General features: G+C 54.1%; 19 protein-coding genes and 2 pseudogenes. 9 read left to right on the forward strand and 12 right to left on the reverse strand.

The window, feature by feature from the left end; all coding sequences use genetic code 11:
* The first annotated feature begins 26 nt into the window (after positions 1-26).
* Complete coding sequence (locus ACYJL1_RS19275; protein WP_460898541.1) at positions 27-878, forward strand: sulfite exporter TauE/SafE family protein; 852 nt, start codon at positions 27-29, stop codon at positions 876-878.
* 21 nt (positions 879-899) lie between these two features.
* Positions 900-2,720, forward strand: coding sequence for an ABC transporter ATP-binding protein (locus ACYJL1_RS19280; protein ID WP_460898542.1), 1,821 nt, complete (start codon positions 900-902; stop codon positions 2,718-2,720).
* Between the two features lie 277 nt (positions 2,721-2,997).
* On the opposite strand, the gene ACYJL1_RS19285 is transcribed toward ACYJL1_RS19280, so the two are convergent.
* From ACYJL1_RS19285 to ACYJL1_RS19300, 4 genes are all read right to left on the reverse strand, one after another.
* Positions 2,998-3,396 carry a type II toxin-antitoxin system VapC family toxin gene (locus ACYJL1_RS19285; protein ID WP_460898543.1) on the reverse strand — a complete coding sequence of 133 codons (399 nt, stop codon included), beginning with the start codon at positions 3,394-3,396 and terminating at the stop codon, positions 2,998-3,000.
* Entirely contained in the window at positions 3,393-3,644 is a 252-nt protein-coding gene (locus ACYJL1_RS19290; protein ID WP_460898544.1) for an AbrB/MazE/SpoVT family DNA-binding domain-containing protein, read from the reverse strand. Before ACYJL1_RS19290 ends, ACYJL1_RS19285 begins: the two co-directional genes overlap by 4 nt.
* A gap of 549 nt (positions 3,645-4,193) precedes the next feature.
* Entirely contained in the window at positions 4,194-5,204 is a 1,011-nt protein-coding gene (locus tag ACYJL1_RS19295; RefSeq protein WP_460898545.1) for a PAS domain S-box protein, read from the reverse strand.
* Between the two features lie 152 nt (positions 5,205-5,356).
* On the reverse strand, positions 5,357-5,971 hold the full coding sequence (locus ACYJL1_RS19300) for a flavodoxin family protein (protein WP_460898546.1): 615 nt from the start codon (positions 5,969-5,971) through the stop codon (positions 5,357-5,359).
* A 232-nt stretch (positions 5,972-6,203) separates the two neighbouring features.
* On the opposite strand from ACYJL1_RS19300, the gene ACYJL1_RS19305 reads away from it, so the two are divergent.
* Together ACYJL1_RS19305 and ACYJL1_RS19310 are read left to right on the forward strand one after the other, a co-directional pair.
* Positions 6,204-7,331: an LCP family protein gene (locus tag ACYJL1_RS19305; protein WP_460898547.1), complete on the forward strand. Its 1,128-nt coding sequence runs from the start codon at positions 6,204-6,206 to the stop codon at positions 7,329-7,331.
* 91 nt (positions 7,332-7,422) lie between these two features.
* Positions 7,423-8,064, forward strand: coding sequence for a LysE family translocator (locus ACYJL1_RS19310; RefSeq protein WP_460898548.1), 642 nt, complete (start codon positions 7,423-7,425; stop codon positions 8,062-8,064).
* Positions 8,065-8,186: 122 nt separating this feature from the next.
* Here the strand turns inward: ACYJL1_RS19310 and ACYJL1_RS19315 are convergent, their stop codons facing one another.
* Both ACYJL1_RS19315 and ACYJL1_RS19320 read right to left on the reverse strand, forming a co-directional pair.
* Positions 8,187-8,537: a cytochrome b gene (locus ACYJL1_RS19315; RefSeq protein WP_460899165.1), complete on the reverse strand. Its 351-nt coding sequence runs from the start codon at positions 8,535-8,537 to the stop codon at positions 8,187-8,189.
* A gap of 36 nt (positions 8,538-8,573) precedes the next feature.
* Positions 8,574-9,287, reverse strand: coding sequence for an IS6 family transposase (locus ACYJL1_RS19320; RefSeq protein ID WP_460899166.1), 714 nt, complete (start codon positions 9,285-9,287; stop codon positions 8,574-8,576).
* A gap of 60 nt (positions 9,288-9,347) precedes the next feature.
* On the opposite strand from ACYJL1_RS19320, the pseudogene ACYJL1_RS19325 reads away from it, so the two are divergent.
* A pseudogene (locus tag ACYJL1_RS19325) lies at positions 9,348-9,719 on the forward strand (DUF6880 family protein); the annotation flags it as partial.
* Positions 9,720-9,774: 55 nt separating this feature from the next.
* Here ACYJL1_RS19325 and rsgA read toward each other — a convergent pair.
* From rsgA to ACYJL1_RS19340, 3 genes are all read right to left on the reverse strand, one after another.
* Positions 9,775-10,698: a ribosome small subunit-dependent GTPase A gene (gene rsgA / locus ACYJL1_RS19330; protein WP_460898549.1), complete on the reverse strand. Its 924-nt coding sequence runs from the start codon at positions 10,696-10,698 to the stop codon at positions 9,775-9,777.
* Positions 10,699-11,383: 685 nt separating this feature from the next.
* Positions 11,384-13,492 carry a peptidase domain-containing ABC transporter gene (locus ACYJL1_RS19335; RefSeq protein WP_460898550.1) on the reverse strand — a complete coding sequence of 703 codons (2,109 nt, stop codon included), beginning with the start codon at positions 13,490-13,492 and terminating at the stop codon, positions 11,384-11,386.
* Complete coding sequence (locus tag ACYJL1_RS19340; protein WP_460898551.1) at positions 13,489-14,778, reverse strand: HlyD family secretion protein; 1,290 nt, start codon at positions 14,776-14,778, stop codon at positions 13,489-13,491. The genes ACYJL1_RS19335 and ACYJL1_RS19340 overlap by 4 nt, the downstream gene beginning before the upstream one ends.
* A 356-nt stretch (positions 14,779-15,134) precedes the next feature.
* On the opposite strand from ACYJL1_RS19340, the gene ACYJL1_RS19345 reads away from it, so the two are divergent.
* The 4 genes from ACYJL1_RS19345 (at position 15,135) to ACYJL1_RS19360 (ending at position 17,264) form a co-directional block, all read left to right on the forward strand.
* Positions 15,135-15,392, forward strand: a complete 258-nt coding sequence (locus ACYJL1_RS19345) for a hypothetical protein (protein ID WP_460898552.1) — start codon at positions 15,135-15,137, stop codon at positions 15,390-15,392.
* Positions 15,393-15,564: 172 nt separating this feature from the next.
* Complete coding sequence (locus ACYJL1_RS19350; RefSeq protein ID WP_460898553.1) at positions 15,565-16,554, forward strand: helix-turn-helix transcriptional regulator; 990 nt, start codon at positions 15,565-15,567, stop codon at positions 16,552-16,554.
* 142 nt (positions 16,555-16,696) lie between these two features.
* Entirely contained in the window at positions 16,697-16,969 is a 273-nt protein-coding gene (locus tag ACYJL1_RS19355) for a hypothetical protein (RefSeq protein ID WP_460898554.1), read from the forward strand.
* Positions 16,941-17,264 (forward strand): hypothetical protein, encoded by a 324-nt coding sequence (locus ACYJL1_RS19360; RefSeq protein ID WP_460898555.1) that lies wholly within the window; start codon positions 16,941-16,943, stop codon positions 17,262-17,264. The genes ACYJL1_RS19355 and ACYJL1_RS19360 overlap by 29 nt, the downstream gene beginning before the upstream one ends.
* Positions 17,265-17,546: 282 nt before the next feature.
* Here the strand turns inward: ACYJL1_RS19360 and ACYJL1_RS19365 are convergent, their stop codons facing one another.
* From ACYJL1_RS19365 to ACYJL1_RS19375, 3 genes and pseudogenes are all read right to left on the reverse strand, one after another.
* On the reverse strand, positions 17,547-17,777 hold the full coding sequence (locus tag ACYJL1_RS19365) for a hypothetical protein (protein WP_460899193.1): 231 nt from the start codon (positions 17,775-17,777) through the stop codon (positions 17,547-17,549).
* An 87-nt stretch (positions 17,778-17,864) separates the two neighbouring features.
* Positions 17,865-18,173 (reverse strand): annotated as a pseudogene (locus tag ACYJL1_RS19370) (transposase family protein); the annotation flags it as partial.
* Positions 18,173-20,725 carry an NAD-dependent epimerase/dehydratase family protein gene (locus ACYJL1_RS19375; RefSeq protein WP_460898556.1) on the reverse strand — a complete coding sequence of 851 codons (2,553 nt, stop codon included), beginning with the start codon at positions 20,723-20,725 and terminating at the stop codon, positions 18,173-18,175. The gene ACYJL1_RS19375 and the pseudogene ACYJL1_RS19370, both read right to left, overlap by 1 nt.
* Between the last annotated feature and the right edge of the window lie 437 nt (positions 20,726-21,162).

Here is a 21,162-nt window from a genome sequence, read left to right on the forward strand (position 1 = left end):
GCGGCCTTTAGTGAAAGGCATAGAATATGTTTGGCATTCCTCTGTTTGAGTTGTCCTTTTTGGTGGTCGGCCTGCTGGTGGCGGGCGCGGTGACCGGCTTGCTTGCCGGTCTGTTTGGCGTTGGTGGCGGGGCTGTCGCCGTTCCGGTTCTTTACGAGCTGTTCCGCTTCATGGACGTACCGGAAGAAGTGCGCATGCCACTATGCATCGGCACCTCTCTGGCCATCATCATTCCGACCTCTCTGCGTTCCTTTTACGCGCACAAGGCCAAGGGCGCAGTTGATATGACAATCCTCCGCCAATGGGCTGTTCCCGTGGTCCTCGGCGTCGTTCTTGGCAGTTTTGTCGCCCGCTATGCGCCCGCTGACCTCTTCAAGATTGTGTTTGTCGTGGTCGCCGGTGTCTCCGCCATCCGCTTGCTGTTCGGCAATGATCAGTGGCGTATTGCCGATGACCTTCCGGCAGGTTGGCTCATGCGCAGCTACGGGCTTTTGATCGGCATTCTGTCGTCTCTGATGGGCATTGGCGGCGGGCAATTATCAAATCTGTTCATGACGTTTTATGGCCGCCCGATCCACCAGGCGGTCGCTACCTCGTCGGGTCTCGGCATACTGATCTCAATCCCCGGAACACTTGGCTATATGTATGCAGGCTGGCCCCGCGCGTCGCAGTTTCCAGATGTCGTCGCGCTGCAATTCCCGGTCGCCATCGGCTTTGTTTCCTTGCTGGGGCTTGCCCTTTTCATTCCAACCACGGTCCTGACTGCCCCGCTCGGGGTCAGGCTTGCGCATTCCTGGTCCAAATCAAAGCTGGAGATAGCCTTCGGCATTTTCCTTCTGCTGATCTGCCTTCGCTTCCTTGCCAGCGTGCTGTTTTAAGTTTCAGATGAGAGATACAAGATGACGCCCCCCATTCTTTCTGTCACCAAGCTGCGCACCTCCTTTTATAATGACAGGGTATGGACGCCGGTCATTCGCGACATCTCGTTCGACATCGCACCAAAGACGACAGTGGCTATTGTCGGTGAATCCGGTTCAGGCAAGAGCATGACCGCACTGTCGATCATGCGATTGCTGCCTGGCGGCAACAGCAAGGTTGAAGGCAGTATTGCATTGGCGGGGCGCTCGCTTCTCGACTTGCCCGAGAAAGAAATGCGCAATGTGCGTGGCAACGAAATTGCCATGATCTTTCAGGAGCCGATGACCAGTCTCAATCCGAGCCTGACCATTGGATTTCAGATCGCTGAAGCCTTGATGCGCCATCGCAATATGAGCCTGACCGAAGCCGAGGCTGAAGTCATCCGGCTTCTGGAGCGTGTGCGCATCCCTTCAGCAAAATCGCGCACCAACGACTATCCGCACCGGCTTTCCGGTGGCATGCGCCAGCGCGTCATGATCGCCATGGCGCTGGCGTGCAAGCCAAAGCTCCTGATCGCCGACGAGCCCACCACTGCGCTGGATGTGACCATTCAGGCTCAAATTCTTGAGCTCATCCGTGATTTGCAGGAAGAGGAAGGCATGGCCGTTCTCTTTATTACGCATGATATGGGCGTGGTCGCCGAAATTGCCGACCGCACCATTGTCATGCTGCGCGGCGATGTAGTCGAAACCGGCGATACCGCCGATATTTTTGCCAATCCGCAGCATGCCTATACGCGCTCGCTTTTGTCTGCCGTACCAAAGCTCGGGTCGATGATCGGCAAGGTCCGGCCGCTTCGCTTTCCCCTGGTCGATCAGCAGACAGGTATTGCAGCTGAGCCGCCAGAGGGCATTGATACGGTTGAGGCTACAAAGCCAATTCTCGAAGTAAAAAACCTGACCAAATATTTCGACATCCGCAAAGGCGTCTTGCGTGGGCTGGCTGGCCGCGTGCATGCGGTCGAGAATGTCTCGTTCAATATATATCCCGGCGAAACGCTTGCTCTGGTTGGCGAGTCCGGCTGCGGCAAGTCAACCACAGGCCGCTCTATTGTCCGGCTGACCACGCCGACCAGCGGGTCAATCCGGCTTGCCGGGGACGACATTCTGAGCATCGAAAAATCTTCCTTTCGAGACATGCGCAAGCGTATGCAGATGATCTTTCAGGACCCCTATGCCAGCCTCAACCCGCGCATGCGCATTGGCGAGAGCATAGCCGAACCAATGATTGCCCATGGCACGGAAACGCCAAAACGTGCCCGCGAACGCGTGAGCGAACTTTTGCATAGTGTCGGTATGAGCGGTGATGTTTATGACCGCTATCCGCACGAGTTCTCCGGTGGCCAGCGCCAGCGCATATGCATCGCCCGCGCCCTGTCATTGGGACCGCAACTCATCATTGCCGATGAGGCCGTTTCCGCGCTCGATGTTTCGATCAAGGCGCAGGTGGTGAATCTGATGCTGGACCTACAGGAAAGGCTGAAACTGGCCTTCCTCTTCATTTCCCATGATATGGCGGTAGTCGAACGGATCAGCCATAGGGTGGCGGTGATGTATCTCGGCGAGATTGTCGAGATTGGAACGCGTGCCAGCGTGTTTGGCAATCCGCAGCATCCCTATACCCGCAGGTTGCTCTCTGCGGTGCCAATGGCCGATCCAAGCCGGCGCGCCGGAAAAAAACGGTTGGTCAATGACGAATTGAAGAGCCCGATCCGTGCCGTGGATTATCAGGTTCCGATCCGCCAGTTCAAACAGATAGGGCCTGATCATATGGTGCAGGAATGGGGAACAGAGTGGAGTTGATTGCCCACTCCATTGCTTATATCGGTGCTGTTTTCCGGCTCTTAACCGGCGAATAAATTGTCGGCCATAAAATCCACGAAGACGCGGATTTTCGGCGACAGATAGCGGCTGGCACAGTTACCTTAACTTTCGTTTAGATCCGTTTCGGTCTTTGATCTCTTGAATAAGCGTTTTTGAGGTATGCGACTTCGGGCCATGCGTGCATGACAGCCTGGCGAAGTTGGCGGTGAGCTGATGATGTGAATTTGCTGCGGGGAATGTGGTGAAGGTTGGTCGCTCAGGACAAGAGCCTCGCCGCCTCGCCTTGTTGTGTTAACAGTTCGACCGCCTGTTTATCGAATGAGACGAAGGTTTCGCCCCCCAACCAATTGCCCTCATAGGCCATGATGCCGTCCGCGAAATCGCCGCCAGCCTCGTGGACCGCAAGCCCAGCCTCAACAGCGGGTCGGTTCATCACGACATTTTCAGTATCCAGCAAATCGCGGATTGTCACGGATACATCTTCTTTCGACAGCTTCGCACCCCGGCGCAATATCCAAACCAACTCACACAAGCAGGGCAAGGACACCGCGATCAGGGAAGCTCCTTTTAGCAGCTTGCGGGCAGCGCGGCCTTGCTTTGCATCATCCTGCAAAACCGCTCGAGCCAATACGTTTGTATCGACAGAAATTTTCATTTTTCCCCTGCCCAACCGGAGGCGGCAATCTCGTTCATTTCTTCAATCGTCATCAGCTTCTTGACCTTACCTGCGTGTCGACCGATGAAACTGTCAATGGTGCCCGTTGGCCTCGCCGCCTTCACCCGAAGCTCACCGCCCGGCAGCTTGTCAAACTCGATCCGTTCGCCCGGCTTGATGCCAAGGTGTTGTAGTAAGTCCCGCTTTAGCGTGACCTGCCCTTTCATCGTTACCGCTAGTAAAGTCATGGGAGATCTCCTTTTGTAGGATAGATAGTAATTGAAATTCTCATTACTTACAAGCTGAATCAAGAATGCGGTGATGTTAGAGCAATTCCAGCAAAAGTGGGAACCGGTTTTGCGTCCGGAATTGCGTAAAAACAAAGAGATAGAGCATTGAAGGCGACTCCGTTTTGCCGAAAATGCTCTAGATCGCAGCCTCGGGCTGACAGTGTCAGAACCTTACAACTGGCATGCGGTCAGCCGTGCCAACCGGGCGAGTGCGAGATGCACCAGATCCGTGTTCCTCGTAATAGCATGACAGCCCGCAGCTTTCAGTTCGATGAGCTGAGCGTCATAGGCCCGATCTTCGGTGGAAACATGAGGTAATCGCGGCAGCGCTCTCTTCACGTTTTGGTGCATACTGCGATGTGCAACATTATTGGAGGCTGCCATGACCACATTTGCCGCGTTGGACGTTTCGCCGCAAGGAAAAGAGCTTATCCTTTAATAATAGATTCGCTCGCGAAGCAATAGGTTGATCCTTATCCCCTTCTGTCTAACAACCGGTCTGGCGGACTAAAGATCATGATCCGCCAGATCGGAAACGCATTCTTTCAACGGGGCAACAAGCTCCCACATGCGACGTTCATCAGTCACGGTAATGTGGGCACTGCCACGCAGCGCCAGCGGTGTAGCGCGCTGCAACACGACATATCCAAAGCCGGATTTGTGATCTATTTTAACAGCGGGCCCGTTGTTTGTTTCGTCCCACCGGAGTTTTAAAAGTTCTTCGTCCCCGCTGCTGTCAATCGTCCAGGAAATGGTGATCTTTCCCAGCGAAGACGCCAGCACGCCATATTTTGCGGAGTTCGTCGCCAACTCATGCATTGCCATGCCGATATGCAATACGGCGGATGCTCCAAGCACCAATGGAGGTCCTGCAACCGTTATAAGTCCATCATGCTTAAACGGTCGCAGTTGATCGTTTATCAAGGTTTTCAGATCGCCGCCTTTCCAGTCGGTTGAAACCAGCACGTCATGCGAGCTGGCAAGCGATGCTATGCGTTCATTGATCTGGCGTTGGAACTCTTCCACACTCTGCGTTCGCTTGGCGGTTTCCCTGATGATGGACATCATAACCGCGTACTGGTTTTTCACGCGATGATTAACTTCGCGAAGCAAGAGCCGTATGCGCCGCTCATTATCGCGCGAAGCAGTGATGTCACGCGCAATTTTCGAAGCGCCGACAATCGTGCCGTGATCGTCTTTGATGGGTGAAACAGTCAGCGAGACGGGAACGAATGAACCGTCTTTTCTGACACGAAGAGTTTCAAAGCTTTGAACCACCTCACCGGCCCGGACACGGGAAATGATGTCATCTTCTTCACTCTGATGGCTCTCGGGAATCAGAATGCGAATACTCTTGCCTAATACCTCGTCCGCCTTGTAGCCGAAAAGGTGTTCGGCCGCCGGGTTCCAGCTGGTAATGATACTGTTCAAATCCTTGCTGACAATTGCATCGAACGAACTATCGACAATGGCAGCCAACCTGGCGGCTACCAGCTGGTGATTTTCATCCGCACTCACGTAGTAGGTCTCCATTAGATTTAGCCAGCATAGGCGCTGCGTGGCGTTGGCTGCGGTACACTATCAACTGCCCTTGCATTAGCAACAGCACTTATTGTTTCATGGTGAGCCACCATGAAACCCTTGGTATCCCGCGAGACGGGACAAGCCGGTTATGTCCTGGATTTCTCGCCCGGATAGGTATTGGTCTTTAGATTATTGGCGAGATGTGCGGTGTTTCGTGCCATCATCGCTACCGTATTGACAATGGTATCGGGCACCTTCGTCAAATCCACAAAGTTCACGCTGCCCATGGCTTCCCCCACCCAGTAAGCCACGGCATTTGGCGCAAGAGAGAAACCCACATCATTCAAAGCCTGATAAAGTTCGGCAGAAACATGATGCGCGCCATCTTCATTTCCAACCACAGCCACGGTCGCAACCTTGCCATAGGTGAGCATACGGCCCTGATCATCCGTTTCGTTGAGGAAGGCATCCATGCGTTCGAGCGCACGCTTGCAAACACTCGAGGGCTGCCCCATCCAGATCGGTGTACCAAGAATAAGTATGTCGGATTCTAGAAGCCTTTTTCTTATGGAGGGCCAGTCATCCAATTCGCCCTCATCGGATTTCACCCCCGGTTTAACGTTGAATTCGGCAAGACGAATAGAGGACGTTTGAACACCAAACGCCTCAAAGGCTTCAGCAATCAGATCAATCATCTTTTGCGTCGATGACTGTCCATCGACCTTCAGCGTGCAATTAATGGCAAGTGCTTTGAGCGTCATAATTCAGAACCTTTTGGTGGTTGTTTGAAAAGAAACCGCCCACACGGTTCAAGGTTCCGGACTAGTTCAATTTATCCTTGGCAAAAACAAGAGCTTCGCTGGCAAAACGATCACCCACCCGCATTTATGCTATACAATATCAAGAGAGGCCAAGCGCTAGATTGGGGATTACACTTGCAACATCCCGATGTATCGTAATGCTCAAGGCTATACCACTGCATGGGCAATCAATTTGACCGATGAATCTCCCTCTGGAAAGAAACCGCCGAAGCGGATGCCCCGCTGGATCTTCTGGTCGATCCTGATTGCTGCTGCCCTTCCATTGTTCATGGCCCTTGGTGTTGGCGTCACATATTTCACAATGATCTCCAACGTCAGACACATCAAAGTCACCCCCGATGAACTGGGTGACAACCGTCCCGCCAAAGCATCACCGTCCGCAATCAATATTCTTCTGGTCGGCTCCGACCGGCGAGAGGGAAGCGATGCCGCCCGTTTTGGCGAGCGCTCCGATACAATCATGTTGGCGCACCTGCCAGCTGAGCGGAATGAACTGGCAATCATCAGCTTCCCGCGGGATTTGCGGGTTCGGCTACCCGGATGCATCCCGCGCAACGGCTTGCCGGGACAAAGGGCGCAGCGCGGCATCATCAATTCGTCATTCAGTGCCGGAGGTATTGGTTGCATCTGGAAAACCATTGAGACACTTACCGGCATCCATATCGATCACTTTGCCATAGTCGATTTCACCGGCTTCAAAATGCTGGTGGATGCTGCCGGTGGGGTGGAGGTTTGTATCCCCGAACCAATCCACGACACCTATCTTCCGCTCGACCTGCCATCCGGTTTACAGGTTCTGCGTGGCGAACAGGCACTCGGATATGTGCGGGTGCGTCATGGCCTGAGCAACGGAACCGATATAGGGCGCATCCAGCGCCAGCAACACTTTCTGTCCGCCTTGGGCAATAAGGTCATGGGCGGCGGCATGTTGTTGAATCCCGGCAGAGTGATCAACTTCCTGAACATTGTCAGCAAATCTGTCACCACTGACCCGGAATTTACGCCCGCGCTGATGATAAAACTGGCGCTCGCCGTTCGCGTGATATCGTCCGACAATATCCGTTTTTTGACAACACCATGGCGCGATTCCCCCAATTATCCCGGCCGGGTTGAACTGCTGGATGGTCCCTCTAAACGCCTGTTCCGTTCCATTGCCGAGGAACAGCCGTTCAACCGGAACGACCTCAAACAATCCCAACCGGCAATAACGCCTCCCTCGGAACAAAAGCCCGGGCAGGAAAGTAATGTCGCAGCGCCAGCGCTGACCAACACACGGCCAGCGCATTTCCCCTGCCCCTAGGAGCAGGACTTAGGGCCTGGTAATTCTGAATTGACAAGCCACCGCCTCACAGCGTTATGATGGTGTGCGCCAAGAAGCTTGGAGGAGATTTATGGACGCCCTTGCAGTTCTCGTCAGTATCGTCGCGGCAATGGCGGTTGGTGCCATGAGTCCCGGCCCAAGTTTCGTGCTGGTCTCGCGCATAGCTCTTTCCAGCTCGCGCGCCCATGGTCTCGCCTCCGCGTTGGGCATGGGTGTGGGGGGATTGATCTTCGCCTCATTGGCAGTGCTGGGGCTTACAGCGCTGCTGATGCAGTTTGAATGGCTTTACCTGGCGTTTAAAATAATCGGCGGCAGCTATCTGCTCTATATGGCCTATCGTATTTGCCGAAGTGCCTCAGCGCCTTTGGATACGGGTAAAGCCGTGCGCAGCACCAAAGAAATAACGGTGCAACGCGCGTTTTTCGTCGGATTGCTTACCCAGCTCAGCAATCCGAAAACCTCCATCTTCTACGCCAGTATCTTTGCTGCGGTGCTGCCCGCCGATCCCGTCAAATGGCTGCTTTTTGCAATTCCGGTTTCTCTGTTCCTTGTCGAAGCAGGATGGTATTCGATCGTCGCCTTGGCGTTTTCCGGTTTCCGCATGCGCGCACTATATGGCCGCCTGAAAAAATGGCTTGATTATACGGCAGGAACAGTCATGGGCTTTCTGGGCATCAAACTTATTATCGAGGCCTTTAACCGCAAGATATGAGCGGCACGCCTTACGATGGGTGGCGCACAATATCCACCTCAATGCCATGAATGGCGCCGGTCATGGAACACAATATTTCTCGGCGGAGAGGGAAGCCCCCAACACAACTGGACTATCATCAATCATCGTGCTGGAATGAACATGCGCCGGAGCGTGCCATCCTTCAGAACGAACTGGTGGAACAGCGCTCCGGTCGCATGCAGGACGATCAGCACAATGAAAGCTGGTTTGCCAAGCCCATGAATATCTCCAAAGCTATCTGACACATAAATTGTCAACAGCCCTGTGACAGGTATCGCAACAAGCAAAAGATAAAATAAAAAATGTGTTGTTCTGGCTAGATAGGTTAAGACGCCGTAAGATCCTGCAGGCGTTGGAGCACCTTGAATGAGGCGCACCACGACGCGGGTAGCGACCAGAAATAGAATTGCGATACCGACCCAATAATGCGCTACAGGTGGCGTCGCCTTAATCTGGGACCGGGCGCACTTCTTCCCGTAGGCCGTCTTTCATGCGCTGATCGCCATGTCGATGTCTTGCCATGTTGCGATCGCGTGGGAGCGAAGTTTTCGATGATCTGCGGCGGAGAGATGTTTGCGGTGAAGAAGGAAGAGATTGGCGATCTGGCCATGGACTGAGACGAAACGCTGGCATTGCCGGGTCGACTTGAACCGCATCATCCGCCGCTCCCGTCGTCGCACGGGAAGATGTGAATTCTCTGTTCGGTTGTTGATGCCCCTGTGGGATCGATGCTCGACGCCCGGCAGCAGTTCCGCCTTCGCTGCAGCGTAGGACCGCAGCTTGTCGGTGACCATGACCCGTGGCGAGATGCCCTGGCCTTTGAGTAGCTTGCGCATCAGCCGCAGGGCTGCACGTTTGTTTCTCCGGCTTTGCAACAAGGCATCGAGGACGTAGCCATTGGCATCAACGGCGCGCCAGAGCCAGTATTTCTTTCCCTTGATCGTCACCACCATTTCATCAAGCTGCCATTTGTCAGCAAAGTGGCCTCGCGAGCGCCGACGGAGTTGGTGGGCGAATTTAAGGCCAAACTTTGCAGCCCATTCCGAGACGGTCTGGAACGAAACCTCAATACCGCGCTCGGCCAGTAGATCTTCGATGTCGCGAAAGCTGAGCGGAAACCGGTAATAGAGCCAGACCGCATGGGCGATTATTTCGGCGGGAAAGCGGTGACGTCGAAAATGAGCAGGCTGGGGTTCGGTCATAGCCATCGAATATCAAATCGATCCAGACTATTCCGTTAACCCGACGCTACCGTTGCGGCTTATCCCGACGCCCATCAGGCGCTGCGTTTTCTTTTGACTTGGCCCAATCTGGAAAAAGCTGCGCGGCTCGTAATTTCTAGAGAGAAAGATTTGAACGGTGAAGACTATGAACTTTTAAGTCGTGCCGCAGACACGCTCCGGAACAGTTTTCCAGTGGCTGCAACTATAGCGCTCCGGGCCATGATCAACTTTGCCCTAGTTTGGAGTCGAGCAGCACGATACAGGAATGCAGCACGTCAATTGAGCGACCTTCAGACAATATCGGCGGGTATTATCGACTATGGCTCAATCGAACCTCATCACACTTACGTTGCAAAACTGAAAACACGGTATCAGGCGAGAAGCAAATTTTGGAAAATACGCAGGTCCTGACAATCATTCCGATGTGAGACGCACGTATCGCGACATTTTCATACGTTTCAATGTGTCATCGATTTTTACGGTTCGGTTTCTCACCGCCGCCCCTTGACTGACTCGGTGCAGGAGTGTTTGCAGCATTTTCTACCTGGAGTTTTCGCCAGCGTGTCAGACGTTCAGGATCGATAGTGCCTGCATTCACCCCCGCCTGTACCGCGCAACCCGGTTCATGAGAATGAGTACAATTTCGAAACCGGCAAAGAGGGGCAAGCTCCGTGATTTCAGCAAAGAGCATATCGATTCCGTAGCTCACATCGCTGACATTGAGCGTGCGAATTCCCGGCGTATCAATTACCCAACCGCCCCCCTCAATGGAATGCAGAGACCGCGAAGTAGTGGTGTGGCGGCCCTTTCCATCGTGTTCACGTATGTCGCCGGTCAGCTGGGGCGCACTACCGCCGATCAATGCATTTACGAGCGTTGATTTACCGACACCTGACGAACCGACCAGTGCTACTGTCTGCCCCGGCCCGCACCAAACCGCCAAGGTGTCTACACAGTCTGGCGAACGCCCGTCGAGTACTACAACAGGCAGCTCACGCTGTAACAGAGCTGCTTGCTCCTCATATTTTCGGGCATCTGCCACGGTATCGGCTTTTGTCAGGATGATAACCGGATCAGCCCCGGATTCATTCGCCATAGCAAGGTATCGTTCAAGGCGGGCCGAGTTGAAATCATCGTTGCATGAGGTGACGATAAAAAGCGTGTCGACATTGGCAGCAGCAAGTTGATTGGGCCCACCTTCTCCTCTTTGACGTGAGATCAAAGTTTTTCGGACCAGCAAGCGTTGCACTGAGTTATCTTCCGGACGAATCAGCACCCAATCTCCCACCGCAAAATCCGCAGTGTTGGTTTGAGCCGAAGGAATGAGGTTAACCGACCCGGTGGGCGATATTGCAACCAGACGCGCGCGATGAACTTTGGAAATGCGCATAGGTACGCAATCTATGTCATGGGGTTCGAGTTGGCTTTGGAAGAAATCTGACCATCCCAGACCTTCCAGTGTATCTGTTTCGTTGATCACGTTTCTGCACGGCGGGCACGTGTGGCGTACATTGAATATACCTTTTGAAAAATGAGTTCAGTGAACTGCGACAGACGGCGCGCGCAGTTAAGTTGGGCTCGACTTGAAAGGATCGACAATCCGACGCGATGCACAAGCTTTGCGACGTGAAATTTGCCCGTGCGTTCGAAACATAGCACGCTTGTACAAATTTGTAGGCACGAGAAAACCTTCGTTTGAAAATGCCGATAATGGGCGAATCTGAAGCGTTTTCGATTGTAGCGATAATGTCTACAATGCCCCATTAAACTCTTGCCCGAAAAGTCTTCAATCGCAGGCATAACCAACAAACCTGGGATCGGAGTGCGTTCGATTTCATATCCGCGCATCGCGCCACTTTGCGCAGTTGGCACAGATTTCTGCCTAAACTATGTGGCAGGGCAAAACTGTTAACGCAAGAGCCAGCGAATAACAGCCGCAATAGTGATGCCGATAAAGAATACGGCACTGTAGACCGCAAAAGCCCGGTAACCTGACCATTCTTTCTCGTTGTCATTATCATTCATTGCATTACCCCCAATGCGTAAACCCGGCTAATCTATGGTTGCCGGGGCGGCTAAGAAGCCCCGAACTCGATTATTCGATCTGTCATCGCAAGTGTGGAAGGCCTGTGGGCGATTACGATGCGTGTAATGGGCAGTTGACCTATGGCGGCGTTGATCACGGCTTCGTTTGCCGGGTCAAGATGGCTGGTCGCTTCATCCAGCAGAAGAACAGACGGTTGCCGGTAGAGCGCGCGCGCGAGGATGATACGTTGTTGCTGGCCGCCGGACAGAGTGTTTCCCATGTCGCCAACCAATGTTTCATAGCCCATGGGCATGGCGAGAATTTCGGCATGAACAGCCGCAAACACTGCACTTGCCTGTAGTCGGGCAGCATCGGGTGCCGGGTCAAATCCACAAATATTTTCTGCAATAGAGCCGGCAAACATACGATCATCCTGAAGAACACAACCAATTCTATTCCGGTATGCTGCAGGCCCTATTGTGGATAGAGGAGTGCCATCAATAGAAACGCGCCCCTCCGTCGGCACAATGAGACCGGCAAGTATCTTGAGAAAAGTGGTTTTGCCGGAGCCGGACGGTCCGGCAATACCAACGCACTCACCAGCCTCTATTCTTATGTTCAGATGGGACAAGACCTCTGGCTCATTGTCCGAATAACGAAAGCTGACATTCTCAACGTTCAATCGACCGGCTTTCTCGAGTTGCGATTCTTTTTGCAATGGAACAATATTTGGCGGGCGTTCCTCCGGAGCAGCCAATGCAATGTCGGCAATGCGTTCTCCGTGGAGTGAAAGCATCCGGAGTTGCAATGTCGAATTGATGAAGTTGTCGATGCGGGCGGTCAGTTGATCTTTATAAGCCAGGAATGCAAGCAGCATTCCAACCGACATATCCCCTCCAAGGACAGCCCGGGCTCCAAAATAAACAATGAAAATACGGTCTGCCCCAAAAAGCAGCCGACTGGCAGTTTGAAAGACAATATCGAACTTTTGCACACGCAGTTCTGCATTGATGCGATCAACGAGGTGGTTGATCCAAACGCTGCGTCGGCGTTCTTCAAGATTGAGCACCTTGAGGCTGGCGATGCCGCGTACGCTTTCCATGAAATGGGAGCTCTCCTGTGCAGAATAGACGATGGCTTCTTCCGACAGTCCCCGATAGGTCGAATATGCCAATAATCTCAAAAGGACATAAAGCGCTGTGGCAACAGCAGAGATGGCCAATAGCCAGCCCCCATAGAACCACATCATCACCATAAGCCCGATCGACATAAGGCCGTCGAGAATTGCGACAATGGCGCTTGTCGTCAGTGTGCGCTGCACAGAATCAAGCGAACCGAAGCGAGATACAACATCGCCCACGTGACGTTTTTCAAAGAAGGGAAACGGCAGGCGCATCAGATGGTCGAAAAGGCTGGCCTTCCACTGTAATGCCAGGCTGGAACCAATCAGCATTGTCGACCACGATCTTACAAAGCTGCCGAAAGCCTGCAGGATCAATATAAGTGCAAAGCCGAGCGCAATGAGAGTTAGAAGATCATAATCCGCTGCCACGACCACTTCATCGATAACCAGCTGAAATCCGATGGGCATGGCGATTGTGGCCGCTTCCAGGAGGAGCGAAATAGCAAAAATCTGCGTGGCGGCCCGTCTGATACCAATAGTGTTCTTTACAAGTTCAAATATGCGGATGCTTACACGCTCGTTCTTCGCGGTGAATCGTTCTGTGGGCCACGCTTCAAGAGCAACGCCGGTAAACCGCCGTGAAACCTCGGCCAGCGGCAGATTTCGCCGGCCGACTGCAGGGTCATGGATCGTTATCGAATTGGCCCCGGCCTTGATGAGAACAACGAAGTGATTGTGATCCCAATGGAGTATGCAAGGCAGCCGTAATTGACGCAGATCCGCAAGCTCAAGCCGCAACGCCCTGGTGGCCAGTTCCAATTTATTGCCAACCGCCAATAGATCACGCAGCGTCATGCCTTTGAGCGATGTCGAAAATCGGCGTCTCACAGCGGGCATATCAAGAATATGCCCATGATGACCTGCGATCATTGCAAGACATGCCAGCCCGCATTCGGCAGCTTCGGTCTGCAATATGATCGGGGTGCGCGAGACAAGACCACCAAGCAGACGCTGGGGAAGATTCAAGGACATCATTGAGCCGCCTTGGTGGAAATGAAGGCTCCGCGAAGCCCATATAAAGGCTCGAGAATCCATTGATAAAGTGGACGTGTTTCTGCCAGAATATGTGCTTCAACCTGCATGCCGGCTTGTAATGGTTCCTTGCGCCCATAAGCCAGGACGCTGGACGTTTCGGGTGTTACGGTAACACGGTAGAGAGCGGACGCGGTCTGCGACTGGCTACTTCCGGCAAGCAGAAGCTCTGCTTCATCCTGCCTGAGAGCTGCTCGCGAGATCACAGAAACGATCCCCGGATATTGGCCAAACTTCTGATAGGGAAATGCCTCATACCGTAGCAACACGCGCGCGCCTTTTCGAAGAAAGCCTATAGCGTGGTTTGGAGCCAATAGTTGCGCTTCAAGCTTGGCATCGTCGGGCAGAATGGTAAGCAATGGCGTTCCGGCAGAAACTGTCTGACCAGCTTGAGTGATGACAGACGTTATCGTCCCGCTTCTTGGGGCAATGGTACGAAGCTCGCGGCGCGCCTCCCCTTCTGCAATCTGTTGTTCGACGTCCGTAATTTGACGTTGCAAATCTCCGATCGCAGATGCCGAACGAAGGTCGAATCCGATGATCTGGTTGACAGTCTCCTGCCACCGGGCTTCTAGTTGGATGCGCTCCCGTTTCAAGCTTTCGAGCTGTGATTGCTGGCTCATATGGGCCTGCATTCGGCTTTCATATTCGATCGAAACCGAAACACCACGTGAAAGAAGATCGCGCTGATTATCCGCATATTGTTTCAACGTACGCACGTGATCTTCAAGGAGATCAATTTGAAAGTCGATCTGGCTGCGTTCGCGATCGAGGTCATTCTTCCGGCTCTCAAGATTATCCTTGTCCTTGACATCCATTGCCCGGCGGCGCTCGATTTCTGTGCGAAACTGGTCACGCTTTTTGCGAAGGAGTTCATTGATCGCGCCTTGAGTATTTCCAACCGATGTCGTGCTGTCGAGGCCTATGACATACAGAGTATCGCCTTTCTGGACCCGGCTTCCTTCCTTGGCGAGTTGTTCAGTAACCCAGCCCGAACCCGGCGCTACGATACGTGTCAGGCCCTCGATCGGCAGGATGGTGCCCGATACCCTTACACGCCTTGTGTACTGTCCGAACACGAGAAACAACACTGTGGCGATTACCATGACGATGGATACCAAAGCTGTGAGGATTGTTGGAATATTTTGTAAGATGGTTGGTCTACCCAGCCAGGCCAGACGTTTAGCTTCAAGTGATTCAGGTCGAAACAACGGAGTATTACTGTTCACCCAGGCCTCATGAGGACATTACATTCTTCGAATTCAAGATCTGCATTCCGTCATTCTTCAAAAAATCAGCTCTGCCGCGGCAAGATTTTCTTCTAAAATATGGGAATATTATATTGATAACTGCATTAAACAGCCGCATATCGGCAATACACAAAAATATTACATTGAATAATATTACTTGTTAAAATATTTGAATTATATTTTGATAAATAATTGCTAGTAAATGTCGTTTTTTGTCTAAAGTAATGTGAATTTTTTCTGAAACAATTTGAAGTACATTGACAATGGAATTCCGACGTATAAATTTTTTGACGTTGTACAAGTAATTTATACTCAATGGAGAGAGGATGACTACTATGGAACAAACTACGCTTCGCGCTCTAAGCGACGTTGAAATCGACAGTGTCGCCGGCGGCCTTCTTGGACTACCCGGGCTTCCAGGAATCCCTGGCCTGCCAGGCGGAACCGATGGAGGCGTGTCATTCGCTGAAGCCTTTGCAACGTTCATCCAGGGCGGGGCTCATCTTGGCCAGGGAGCTGCCGAGCTGGTTGCCGGTGCCTACACAGGGATCGCAACGACACCTGGCCTTGTTCTGGGATCTCTATTGGGTTGATCAGGACTGAAAAAACAAACGATGTCCCAAACCCGTTTTGGGCCATCGTATTTGTTGATGGCTTATTTAAAGCAGGATCGAACCCCGTAACAGCGGCAGAAAATACTCACCTTAACTAACCATTAGGGTTCTCTTGAATTTTATAATCACCAGTTGTTTTCGTGGGGCAAATATGGACGATTATTGCGCAGCTCTGGCAAATAACGGATCATCACCTTTAACGCATGATTCCATAGAGCATGCTGAAGCCATTGATGAAAAATGGCGTTGGTTGGCCCACTCCATGGATACCGGGCAACACGCCTTTAAACGAGACATTTGCGAATTCGAACAGACCTCCATTCTATACGGCGAGGCGAATGGCCACCTGAGTATCAGTTCGAAGGGTGCCTCTTCGACATTCAGTTTCATCTTTGTTCTCATGGGTGCGCTTGATCTCATCGACGCTAGGAAGCGCAAGATACAAAGCGTGACGGCAGGCACCGCGACGAGCGTCATCGATCATCCTGGTCTGAGAATCAAGCTGCAGCCGGGTAGCTCCTGGGTCGCATATCGCGTACCTGTAACAACGTTGCGTGACTATTTCGAGCGCGTTATGCGCCGGCCATATTTTCAAAACCTCGGCTTTGCGCCACTTTATGATTTCCGCACCGGCAGCGCGTCAGCCCTTTACCAGACCCTATGCCATGTCAGCGAAGACATCGGCACCGCAACGAACGCCAACCGTCCGACCCTTGCCAATGTTTATGAGCGGCTGCTCTTGGCCAAGCTCATCATAACAAAGCCCGATAATCCCACCGGCGCGAACAGGACACCGGAGCACCGTATCAAGCCGCGCTATGTGCTGCGCGCCGAAAGCTTCGTGCGCGAAAACATTCATAATGCAATCACCATTGATGAAGTTGCCGAGGTAGCCGGTTGCAGTGTTCGCGCGCTCCAGCGCATGTTCAAGGAATACACCGACAAGAGCCCGATGCATGTGCTGTGCGAATATAGACTATCCGCAGCCCATGAAGCCATTGTGAGCGGCAGCATACGCAATGTTTCCGATCTTGCCATGCATTTCCGGTTTTCCAGTCCCGGCCGCTTCTCGTCGCTCTATCGACAGGCATACGGTATGACGCCCTACACCATGATGCGGTTTCATGAAAAGAGCACGTAAAACTCTACCAGGAATGCCGTTCCGAAGCGTGCAGCGAATACGTTAAAACCAGCTAGTCTCCCTGCCATAGATTGTTTATGAAGAGCAGAGATCAATTGCACTGCGAAGGGTTGATGCGCCATCTCGGTGGAGATAGAGAATTATGATGACCAAACCCACCCATCTTGTCGTTGTTCTGGCATTCAATCGTACGGAAACCGGGGAATTCGTCCCTGCCTTTGATCCCATGCAGTTTGAGTGCGAGGAACGCGCCCTTCGCAGTGCCCGGAAATTGGCGGAAGAACATGCCGACGTGATTGCCTGGAGCAGACCTGCTCAAGCCGAGGGGTGGAGCGACGGGCCACCGACGATCATATTTCAATTGACCGGACGAACAGGGCGTAGCCATGCAGGTTCGGGACGGCCTCAACCGTGATCTGGTAAGATCGGCGAACGATACGCTGTTTTTATCGACCAGTGAGAAGCAGGCACTCCTTCGCGAGGCGGCCGCTGCTATCCGCTATTATCGCGCGCTCATCGCCTTTTCGGGAGTAATGGCAAGTGACGATGATCTTGATATCGCCTGTCAGCTCGACCAATTCGCAGATGGTATCGAATTCAAATATGCAATTGAAATTAACGGGATAATGCTCGAAGCGGCCAACACAATACGCCTGCTCCGTCTCATGATCGGCATCAAGCAGGAAATATTCGATCAACCCGATCCGTAAAAACATCGTTGCTATCGCGATGTGTCCGAAGGTTGCACTAATTGAACTGCAAGACAGGTCGACTCACTTTATCAATCAAGTTGCCCGAATACCTTTCCGGGCCGCGAGTCCCGGCACCCCAAGCAATACCCTGCCGGGACTCGTATTCACTTTCTTATATGGTCTCTTCCCTCCGGAAGGAGGCCATATATATCCAGACATTAAAGTGCTTCATTGTGAGTATGCATCGAAGGATGAGTCTTCATCGTTTGCGTAAAACGACTGATATTATGATACTTTCCGTTAAACTGATACGGTCACGGATGCCGCCGATCGCACCTCGGTCGGATCAGCAAGCATCAAATCAGGAATATTGCTGGTGGCATCTTTCAATCCTGTACTATGTGTGGAAGCCCTTCGTTTAATCTGGCGAAGGATCGTGTCATCGCTAATGGGCATTCCAAGCCGGCCCATCAGATATTCAGCGGGGCGGCCGCCCATGCTGTGGCCGATCATGTCTACAACCGCCGCCATCCGTGCGGTTCGCCGCGAATGGGGTGAAGCAATCTCGGGAAGCCGATCGGTGAACGTTCGACGCTGACATCCCAAGTCTCTACATTGCCACCGATTCAGTGCGAGCTGAACTTTCACAACTTGGCCCTGAACCGGCAAGTCTTGAAGAGTGCGCTTGCGCCAACCGTGCCTATGACGGCTTCGCGTTCTGCAATCTGGGCAAATTCCGATTGGTTTGGCAACCGCGGAAACAACCCAACTTGCTTCGCTTTCGAGAGAGATGCCCAGAACGTTGACGCTTGGGCCGGGTGACCATTTTGATTTCGTGCGCATCACCGTGGATAGCAACTGCGACGTTAAGGATCTATTAACCACACAAAGTGAGGAAGAACCATGCTCAGCATGGAGATGCCTCATCAGTCGATGTATCTGTCCCAACTTCCATAGTGCTCCTTGCTGCGGCGTCCGAGCGGCAGGCTCAGCGGAATCAAGGCAACTCCAAGAGCCATCCCGACAACGCTTCCCGCAATGGTTCCGCCGTCCAGAATGAACGGCGCGACGATCAGCCACAAGCCGAAGAGAACGTTGAGAAATCTCAGCGGCCGCGCCACCTCGGACCAGGCGATAACGGCAGTGGTCAGCACCAGCGCACCCATGAGGTGATCGCTATTCGCGAGGACCGCATCATTGCCGAGGACCGCCCGCGCGAGCATCAGGAAAGCGCCGATCCCGGCGCTCAGCCCCAGGGTCCAAGGCACGGTGACGCCGCGTGCGCTCTGCCGGAAGCTTTCCATGGGTCCCGCGTCGAAGCTCATCTCTCCACCCGTCCGGCTGCCGGGCAGCGCGTCGCCTCGAAAGAAGGCGCGCCAGAAGGGTCGGCCGCGCCTGGTATTCCAGACCATGAACTGGAGCATCGCCACAATTTCGTCGAGCGAAAAGGGAATCATGATCAGCATCGCCAGCGCTGCCATGAGGCAGATCGTGCAATACGTACCGATGGCGATCGGCTGGATGATGATGAAATAGATGCTTACGACGCCGAGCGGCCCCACCACCAATCCGAAGAGCGCCACCATCCATGGCATGGTGCGCCAGCGCAGGCGGCTTCCCATGACGCCCATTAGGATCTCGAACATGTAGCTCATGGCGCCAAGCCCTCCGTCGGCCACGGGCCAAGCCTTCGAAACCTCGGAGGTGATGATGTATTCGGTGCCGTTGAGTGCCGAGGGCGAGGAGAAGAACGGCTCCCATACCCCGTCAGTGTGGCCAAGCTGATAGGCCGTAAGGATGCGCGACAGGACAAAGCCCACCGCACCCAGTGCGATGATCGGTAGGCGCTGGACATAGGTCGAGGGGCAATAGGTCCAGCCCGGCGGGATGTCACTGTCGTCTATCATCCCTTCGCGCGACATACCGGGCATCATCGGGATCAGGATAGCCAGCGCGATCACCAGCGCGCCGATCAGCGTGTCGTTGGCATATACCGCCACATCCGGCGTCCAGAAGACCAGCGGTGCGGCCAAAAGCCAGACGCCAAGCGCGGCATTCGCCCATTGCGCCCAGCCCATACCCGGGCGGAGCGAAAGGGCGGCGAAGACCATGATGAGCAGTCCGGTGAAGACGTTGTTCCAAGCCGTTAGCCAGCTGCGCGTTTCGGCGGCCCAGAGGCCGCGATCTTCTGTCACGCGCAGGACGGCAGCGCTGAATTCGGTCTGGCCGAAGGTGCCGAAAACCGACGGCGCGGTGGCGAGCCAGAACCCCAGCCCCATGACCAGCCAGTGCACCCAGAGCATCGAGAAATGCATCTGCCGCATGTGAGCCGCGTGCTCACGGTTTGCTGCGTCTTGCTCGGCCGGGGGCGGCGCCTCGTCAGCCTCGTTCCCGGCGGCGGCCTTCTCGACCTTCGCTGCCGAGACGCGGGCAGCATTCAGGCCGTTGCTGCGATACCAGCCGAAGGGGTCGTCCTTCAGCCGCTGAAGGATGCGGGGTACGTCGTCGGGCAGGCTGTGCCGCGGCGTCCATCCGAGGTGCTCCTTGGCGGCCGTGAGGTCGAGCTCGTAATGATCGCTGGAGATGTCCACCATCCAGGCGCGGATAAACGCGTTCTCCCCGAAAACCCGGTTCTCGATCCAGGCTCCCAACTTGGCCAATCGGGGCGGAACATTCCAGGTGATCCAGTCTTCGCCGTGCAGTTCCCGGCCGATCAGGCGCTGGAGTTCGCCGAAGGGCACGGGCTTCTCCTCGCCCAGCAGCACCGGCAGAACGTCCGGGAGGTCGGAGCGCCGGTCGACGATCCGCTCCACCGCATCGAGCAGGTCTTCGAGATGCAGGAAGGCCTGCCCTCGTGCCAGGTCTCCGGGATAGACCTTGCCGCTGAACCGCCGCTCGTAGATGCGGGCGATCTGATGCGCGAGGAATGTCGAACGGCCGGCGTCGTCATAGACGCCGGCGGGACGCATCAGCACAAGCTTCTCCTTGCCCCGCTCCGCGCGCAACATGGCTTCAGTGCGGATCTTCGAGGCGCGATAGGGCAGCTTCGCGTCGAAGGGATGATCCTCCGCGATCGGTCGCCCCGGCTCGGTTGGGGCGTGGGCGAGCATGGTCGAGGCAAAGACGAACTGCTCCAGCTCGAACTCTTGGAGTCCCGCCAGGAGACGCTTGGTCCCCTCTACCGTCACCGCATCATAGGCGCCGCTTTCCTCCCCCGTCAGGTCGAAGTAGGCGGCGAGGTGAACGCAGGCGGCGATGCGGTCGCCATAGGCAAGGCGCACGCGGGCGAGCGCCTTGTCGACGCTCGCCTGATCGGTGATATCGAAACAGACGCATTCGGCCTGGTGCGGCGGGTGGGGCGGCGAATGCCGGTCAAGTCCGACGACTCGGTAGCGCTCATGCAGCCTCCGCACCACAGCAGACCCCAAATACCCGCTCGACCCGGTTACGACTATAACGGGTTTTTCAAGCCTCTCCATCGGATCCTCCGCGCGTAAAGGTCGCTTGTCGTCCGGCTGATTTGTTCTCAACCAGAACAACCCCCGGAATCACTTTAGGTTCCTGTGATGCGCAAAATGCAACCTCAACCCCGGCTTCATTTGTCGCGAGGCTTGCAGACCCGCGCCTGCCTTCGCATAACCGCATAGTCGGGGCGTTGGTAGACCGCTCCACGACAGGCCATCATTCGATCTTCCAGGATCAAGCGAGTAGACGGAAATCGTGACCGTCTGCATGTCGGAGAATTCGCTGGCATGAGTTTATTGCAGGGAGATGGCGGAGAAAGACAGAGCAATGATAACCGTAAGTGTCAAGGTCGGCCAGCCAAGCTGGCCTCCTTGCAAACTCCGAATTCGACGTTGGCACGTTTTCAAATTCTTATTGAGGATGATCACTACCACATCGAATGCTCAGCCTT

Source organism: Phyllobacterium sp. K27 (assembly GCF_054796155.1).

Coding starts and splice junctions, on each gene's coding strand:
- ACYJL1_RS19275 (WP_460898541.1), top strand. CDS start 27: ATGTTTGGCATTCCTCTGTTTGAGTTGTCCTTTTTGGTGGTCGGCCTG.
- ACYJL1_RS19280 (WP_460898542.1), top strand. CDS start 900: ATGACGCCCCCCATTCTTTCTGTCACCAAGCTGCGCACCTCCTTTTAT.
- ACYJL1_RS19285 (WP_460898543.1), bottom strand. CDS start 3,396: ATGAAAATTTCTGTCGATACAAACGTATTGGCTCGAGCGGTTTTGCAG.
- ACYJL1_RS19290 (WP_460898544.1), bottom strand. CDS start 3,644: ATGACTTTACTAGCGGTAACGATGAAAGGGCAGGTCACGCTAAAGCGG.
- ACYJL1_RS19300 (WP_460898546.1), bottom strand. CDS start 5,971: ATGACGCTCAAAGCACTTGCCATTAATTGCACGCTGAAGGTCGATGGA.
- ACYJL1_RS19310 (WP_460898548.1), top strand. CDS start 7,423: ATGGACGCCCTTGCAGTTCTCGTCAGTATCGTCGCGGCAATGGCGGTT.
- ACYJL1_RS19320 (WP_460899166.1), bottom strand. CDS start 9,287: ATGACCGAACCCCAGCCTGCTCATTTTCGACGTCACCGCTTTCCCGCC.
- rsgA (WP_460898549.1), bottom strand. CDS start 10,698: ATGCGCATTTCCAAAGTTCATCGCGCGCGTCTGGTTGCAATATCGCCC.
- ACYJL1_RS19335 (WP_460898550.1), bottom strand. CDS start 13,492: ATGATGTCCTTGAATCTTCCCCAGCGTCTGCTTGGTGGTCTTGTCTCG.
- ACYJL1_RS19345 (WP_460898552.1), top strand. CDS start 15,135: ATGGAACAAACTACGCTTCGCGCTCTAAGCGACGTTGAAATCGACAGT.
- ACYJL1_RS19350 (WP_460898553.1), top strand. CDS start 15,565: ATGGACGATTATTGCGCAGCTCTGGCAAATAACGGATCATCACCTTTA.
- ACYJL1_RS19355 (WP_460898554.1), top strand. CDS start 16,697: ATGATGACCAAACCCACCCATCTTGTCGTTGTTCTGGCATTCAATCGT.
- ACYJL1_RS19360 (WP_460898555.1), top strand. CDS start 16,941: ATGCAGGTTCGGGACGGCCTCAACCGTGATCTGGTAAGATCGGCGAAC.
- ACYJL1_RS19365 (WP_460899193.1), bottom strand. CDS start 17,777: ATGGCGGCGGTTGTAGACATGATCGGCCACAGCATGGGCGGCCGCCCC.
- ACYJL1_RS19375 (WP_460898556.1), bottom strand. CDS start 20,725: ATGGAGAGGCTTGAAAAACCCGTTATAGTCGTAACCGGGTCGAGCGGG.